The organism is Psychrobacter sp. UBA2514, from assembly GCF_002341255.1.
Taxonomy (GTDB): domain Bacteria; phylum Pseudomonadota; class Gammaproteobacteria; order Pseudomonadales; family Moraxellaceae; genus Psychrobacter; species Psychrobacter pacificensis.
Genome location: NZ_DDNS01000036.1, coordinates 1 through 4,188, shown reverse-complemented (window position 1 = coordinate 4,188; position 4,188 = coordinate 1). Strand labels below are relative to the sequence as shown.

At 41.3% G+C, this 4,188-nt stretch carries 5 protein-coding genes; 3 read left to right on the top strand and 2 right to left on the bottom strand.

Going from position 1 to position 4,188, the window contains the following annotated elements:
- Positions 1–275 precede the first annotated feature (275 nt).
- The 3 genes from trxB to B3V51_RS09850 are packed head-to-tail and all read left to right on the top strand — an operon-like array spanning position 276 to position 2,579.
- Entirely contained in the window at positions 276–1,289 is a 1,014-nt protein-coding gene (trxB, locus tag B3V51_RS09860) for a thioredoxin-disulfide reductase (RefSeq protein ID WP_186475078.1), read from the top strand.
- Between the two features lie 9 nt (positions 1,290–1,298).
- On the top strand, positions 1,299–2,111 hold the full coding sequence (gene aat, locus B3V51_RS09855; RefSeq protein ID WP_286708336.1) for a leucyl/phenylalanyl-tRNA--protein transferase: 813 nt from the start codon (positions 1,299–1,301) through the stop codon (positions 2,109–2,111).
- 33 nt (positions 2,112–2,144) lie between these two features.
- Complete coding sequence (locus tag B3V51_RS09850; RefSeq protein ID WP_058023725.1) at positions 2,145–2,579, top strand: MerR family transcriptional regulator; 435 nt, start codon at positions 2,145–2,147, stop codon at positions 2,577–2,579.
- A gap of 79 nt (positions 2,580–2,658) precedes the next feature.
- Here B3V51_RS09850 and rimI read toward each other — a convergent pair whose 3' ends face one another.
- Both rimI and B3V51_RS09840 read right to left on the bottom strand, forming a co-directional pair.
- Positions 2,659–3,150 (bottom strand): ribosomal protein S18-alanine N-acetyltransferase, encoded by a 492-nt coding sequence (gene rimI, locus B3V51_RS09845; protein ID WP_286708335.1) that lies wholly within the window; start codon positions 3,148–3,150, stop codon positions 2,659–2,661.
- Between the two features lie 290 nt (positions 3,151–3,440).
- On the bottom strand, positions 3,441–3,968 hold the full coding sequence (locus B3V51_RS09840; RefSeq protein ID WP_286708334.1) for a peroxiredoxin: 528 nt from the start codon (positions 3,966–3,968) through the stop codon (positions 3,441–3,443).
- Positions 3,969–4,188: the final 220 nt, after the last annotated feature.

The window sequence follows — 4,188 nt, the reverse complement described above, 5'->3', positions numbered from 1 at the left end:
TGCGAATGTTCAACACGCCCTAACATAATACTGCTAACAATTTTGTATAGACCCTATAAAATACCAGCTGTTTCTAGCACGAGTATTTCAAGGTTATCATGCTTTGATTCTAATGATAGCTGTGTTTGTTTTAGCAAACTTGCACTTTTTGCTATCTACCCTTATGTTATTATCACACAGCAATTAGAAAAACCATATTAGTAGCAACGCTTGACGTTTTTTTATTAGATTTATAACTCATATTTTTCATGCGTATATTTAGAAAGGAACCACTTATGGCAACTGACACTACTGCTCCACGTCACGAAAAGCTCATCATTTTAGGCTCAGGTCCTGCCGGTTATTCGGCTGCGGTCTATGCGGCACGCGCCAACCTTAAACCTGTTATGGTAACGGGTATGGAAGTAGGTGGTCAATTAACCACCACTACTGAGGTTGATAACTGGCCAGGCGATGCGCATGATTTGACCGGTCCTGCATTGATGGAGCGTATGAAAGCACATGCTGAGCGTTTCGGTACAGAATTGGTTTATGATCATATCAATGATGTTAACTTGAATGTACGACCTTTTGAGCTGTCAGGTAACAACGGTACCTATACTTGTGATGCCCTGATTATCTCAACAGGTGCCTCTGCTCAGTATTTAGGTCTAGAATCAGAAACCAAATTTAAAGGGCTTGGCGTATCCGCTTGTGCCACTTGTGACGGTTTCTTTTATAAAGATCAAAAAGTCGCTGTGATTGGCGGTGGTAATACAGCCGTTGAAGAAGCCTTATACCTCTCTAACATTGCTTCTGAAGTGACTTTAGTGCATCGCCGTGATAGCCTGCGCTCTGAAAAAATCCTACAAGACAAGCTGTTTGAAAAAGCCAAAAACGGTAATGTTAAAATTGAATGGAATCATCAAGTCAAAGAAGTTGTCGGTGATGACATGGGCGTCAATGGTGTCGTTATCGAATCAATGATTGATGGCAGCACCAAACAACTGGATGCAATGGGTATGTTTGTCGCCATCGGTCATAAGCCTAATACCGACCTATTCAAAGGTCAATTGGATATGAAAGATGGCTATCTGGTCGTCAATAGTGGCTTGAATGGTAATGCCACGCAGACCAGTATCGAAGGGGTGTTTGCCGCAGGTGACGTGGCTGATCATGTCTATCGTCAAGCCATTACCTCTGCTGGTACTGGCTGTATGGCAGCGCTGGATGCTGAGAAATATTTGGATGCTATCGGTGAGACAACGGCGAAAGACCATACCTATGCGTCAACGCTGACTGCTGATTAAGAAGACTAAATGAATAACTTTGCGCAGCACGGCGATCATGATCAATACATCACGCCTGAGACTTTACAAAGTCTTGGGCGTTATGACTTTCCTGATCCTATCTCTATCGATCCTGAGGGCATTGGTATTGTCGCGATGGGTGGCGATCTTGCACCCGATACATTAATATCTGCTTATGCACAAGGACTGTTTCCATGGTTCAATGAAGATGAGCCTATCGCTTGGTGGTGTCCTGAGCCGCGTTGTGTGATCGTCCCATCTGATTATCAACCGAGTAAGTCACTGCGCAAGCAAGCAAATCGCACGCGTTGGCAACTAACACTCAATCAAGCTTTTGATGACGTCATACATGCCTGTAGTCTGCCGCGTAGCGATGGTCTTAATAATGACCTGCCCGAACGCGAACACACTTGGATTCATGAAGAGATGATTGAGGCTTATACCAAACTGCATGCGCAAGGATTTGCCCATAGCATTGAGGTGTGGGACGAGACAGGTCAGCTCATTGGTGGATTATATGGGCTAAAGATCAACGGCATCTATTTTGGTGAATCCATGTTTCATCGTGCCTCTAATGCGTCAAAACTCGCGTTTTGGGGGTTGATGCGCTTATGTGAGCAAAGTCATGTTGCACTTGTCGACTGCCAGTTACCTAATGATCATCTCATGAGCTTGGGTGCCACTACTCTACCGCGTCCTGACTTTCTTGCTCAATTAGACCGCTTAATAAGCAGTCGCTCCATCAATTGGCACAATAATTTTCATCAACCATTGGCCGTATCCCTTCTCGATACAGCAAATCCTTGGCAGCATCAATCATGAAATCTACAAAAGCTAAAGAGTTGAGAGAATTTTATGGCGCTTGATACCTCATTTCTGCTAATCGGAGAGCTGGCAGCAAAAGCCAATACAACCAAAGACACCGTGCGTCACTACGAACAGTTGGGCCTATTAAGGTCACGTAAGCGTCAAGCAGGCTCACGTTTATATACTGAGTTTCATCCCGAGTGCGTCGAGCGTATTGAGCTAATCAAAAGCGCGCAAGCCATTGGTTTCACCCTTACTGAAATCAAAAACAGCTTAAACGATTACTATGATGGCCAATTGGATATTGATTTGCAGCTCATGCTGACTCAGCAAAAGCTAGAACAAGTCAGAAAACAGCAAGCCAATATAAGCGTGATGGTAGAGTTATTGAGCGAGCGTATAGATGTTCTTGCACGGATGAAAGCAGACAGCAATTATCAATTAGACACTAATATCTGTAAAAAGAAAATACCATCAAGTTAAACACGATAACGTTGGTTGAGATAAATAATTTATCTTTAAAGAAACCACGCTTATAACTCCTAATGAGAATTTATTCTCTTCACTCACCATAGACATGTTGCATAATGAGTGCATCAACTGCGGACTGATTCGGTGACTTATAATAGCCTTTGCGTCTATGAATGACTGCAAATGCTTGCTTTTCATATAACGCTATCGCAGCATGATTGTCTGCTCGTACTTCTAACAACAAATTTTCCACCTGATTACTCTGCAATGCTTCATGCAACTTATCAATAACTTGTGAAGCAATGCCTTGTCGTTGATAATCAGGATGCGTGCCAATACGCAAAATCTCTGCTTGCTCAAAAATCACTTGATAGAGGCAGTAGCCAATGACTTTATTATTATCGGCTTTATCTTCTTGTTTATAAACTATGAGCATATGCATACTATCTTGCGCGAGCATCTCAGCCAACGTCTGCTCAGTCCATGCGTCGTGCGGCTGTACGAGCGCTTCGATATTTGCAACGGCTTGAAGCGCTTGTTGCCGCTCTGATGTATTGATTGCTAAATTCTTTATAATAAACACCGCTTCTCCCTTTATTTTTCTTATGCAATAAATGCTATCTTATCGTCATTTTTATAATTACTTAGAAATGACATTATTTATGTCATAAATACCCGCTTTCGCGCCTCATATTTAACACTATCTTAGGTATTTCTTTTAATATTGCCAAAATTTTTGTAGAAAACATAAAAAAACTGCTTAGCCCTTATACTTAAGGATTAAGCAGTTCAACAGTATTTGAGCTTCAGCATTTAAGTATTTATCGACGCCTGATGATACCAGTCAAACGTCAACACACTTAAGCATTGTGATTAAGCATTACTTTTCAGATATTCTAACATGGTATCTGCATCTGACACTTCAAATGGGTCTGTTGGGCAGTTGTCACCGAAGTTAGGTTCTTTGAACACCTTTTTGATTTCTTTATTATCGACATACATCGAATATCGCCATGAGCGCATGCCAAAGCCAAGATTGCTCTTATCCACCAGCATACCCATCTTACGAGTGAACTCACCGTTACCGTCAGGAAGTAAGAAAACGTTTTCACGGTTTTGCTTCAGGCCCCACTGGTACATAACAAAGGCATCGTTAACAGAAACACAAACAACTTCATCAACACCTAGCGCTTTAAACTCATTGTAAAGCTCTTCATAGCGAGGCAAATGACTGGTTGAACAGGTTGGTGTAAAGGCGCCAGGTAGTGAGAATACCACTACTTTTTTATTGGCAAATAACTCGTCTGTGGTTAGATCATACCATTTAAATGGGTTGTCTCCGCCGATAGATTCATCACGAACACGAGTTTTAAAAGTTACATCAGGTACATGGGTAATCATTATTTACTCCGATTTAAGTTATTGTGTTTTTATTTTTAAAATCCTGCCATTATATAATAAGGGTTATAGCTATCTATAAGCAAATCTTTAATCTACTATATATGAAGCAGCCCTTGTAATTTATAGCTTTGGGATTTATTTTTTCAAATGAGAGAAAAACCCTAGTATTTAACCCCTTCTCCTCATTCACACCCCATAAAAAAAGCCACCCTAGATAGGA